The sequence below is a fragment of the Bradyrhizobium sp. SHOUNA76 genome, assembly GCF_023006445.1.
Lineage (GTDB): Bacteria > Pseudomonadota > Alphaproteobacteria > Rhizobiales > Xanthobacteraceae > Bradyrhizobium.
The window spans coordinates 1-1,530 of record NZ_JALBHA010000850.1; the positions used below are offsets into that span (position 1 = coordinate 1).

The 1,530-nt window shown below is 66.0% G+C and carries 2 protein-coding genes; both read right to left on the minus strand.

Annotation, left to right across the window (positions count from 1 at the left end; translation table 11 throughout):
- Nucleotides 1-1,188, minus strand: a 1,188-nt coding sequence (locus MOV74_RS37865; protein WP_246932588.1) for a DUF459 domain-containing protein, incomplete at its 3' end; no start/stop codon positions are given.
- 169 nt (nt 1,189-1,357) lie between these two features.
- On the minus strand, nt 1,358-1,530 hold a 173-nt coding region (locus MOV74_RS37870), incomplete at its 5' end, for a peptidoglycan-binding protein (protein WP_246932590.1).

A 1,530-nucleotide genomic window follows, 5' to 3' on the forward strand; every position in this document is an offset into this window, starting at 1 on the left:
GGGCGTCGCCGGCTCGCTCGGCAGCGCGATCGGGCCCGAGCGTCCCGCAAGCAGGCGCGTGATCTCGCGCTCGACATAGTGCGCCAGCTTGCGCGCGCCGGGTTTGGTGAAAAAGACGCCGTCGGAGCTGCGGAGCTGACGGATCTGGCCTTCGAAGTCAGGCCCCTTCTGGAGGAAGCGGCCGGCCTCGTCGACAAAGCCGTCCCAGACGTCGACATAGGTAATGCCGGCCTTGGCCGCGCCTTCGCGATAGAGCGAATCCAGGAACAGCATGTCCGCCGTGCCCTTCTGCCCGCGGATGGCGGGAAGACCGACCCAGAGCACCGGCACGCCCTTGGCCTTGAGGACACCTGCCAGTTCCTCGATCTTCTTGCCGTAGAGCTCGACCCAGCGATCGTCGCGGAATTCGTAGAGGCCGTTCGGATTGCGGGCCGTCTTTTCGGGCGCGGCCACAGGCGCATCGGCGTTGTCGGCATCATCCTGCGGCAGGTCGGCATCGGCAGGCTTGTCGTCGGGCTTGGCGGCGGCATCGGTACCGGGTTTGGGCTCGCCGGGCTTGGCCGGTTGCTTGGCGCGCGCGCCCTTGTCGTTCTTCTTGTCCTTGTCTTTATCCGTGGCCTTGTCCGACTTGTCGGCGACAGGCTCGCGGATCGCGGCGCGGTCGTTGAGGCCGAGCATGACGACGATGACGTCAGGCTTCTCGGTCTCGAGGATGCCCCTGGCCGCTGCCGCCCAATCCGAGGGCTCACCCTTCGGCTGGTACTTGATCAGGCCGGACGCGGTCTTGTGCTTGCGGATCACGCCCATGTCGGGCTGCTCGGTGTAGGCGTCTTCCAAACCGTAGGCGAGCCAGTCGGCCATGGCGTCGCCGATCACCAGCACGTTCTTCTCAGGGATGGTGTCGCGTTTCGCAGGCGCCGGCGCGCGCGAAAAATCCTGGCGAGGTGCCTGCGGCTGTTGCTGCTGGAATGGTGCAAAGAAGTCGCCGCCGAACCAGCCGCCGCCACCTCCACCTCCGCCCCGTTGTGGCGGTGGTGCAGAGCGCTGCGGCGGGCCGCCGAAGCCGGGGAAGTTGAAGAACTGCGCCGAGGCAGGCCCCGCGACCGAGACCAGAATCGCAAGCGCCGTCCCCAGCGCGATCAACGGGCCGGTCTCGGTCAGCGCCTTGAACAGGGACTTTTTCGACATGCGATCTCGGGCAGCGCAACGGGGATCGGAAGCGGCTTAATATAATAACGGAATCGGGCGCCAAACAGGCAAATTCCGTTGCAGATTCTTGCCCCATACACCGGGGAACAGCCGCCTCCGTCAAGGCTACCTGCCAAAATCCCTGTTCAGGGTTACTTTCGGGGCGATTTTACCGCCCGCGCAGCCGATCCAGCACGTCGGAGGAGGCAAAGCCGTCGGCGGGCACGCCGACCGAGGCCTGGAAGTTACGCAGCGCTTCCCTTGTCTGGCCGCCGAACTGGCCGTCCGGGGTGCCCTTGTAGAAGCCGCGCTGGGCCAGCAGCTGCTGCAGTTCCAGCCGCT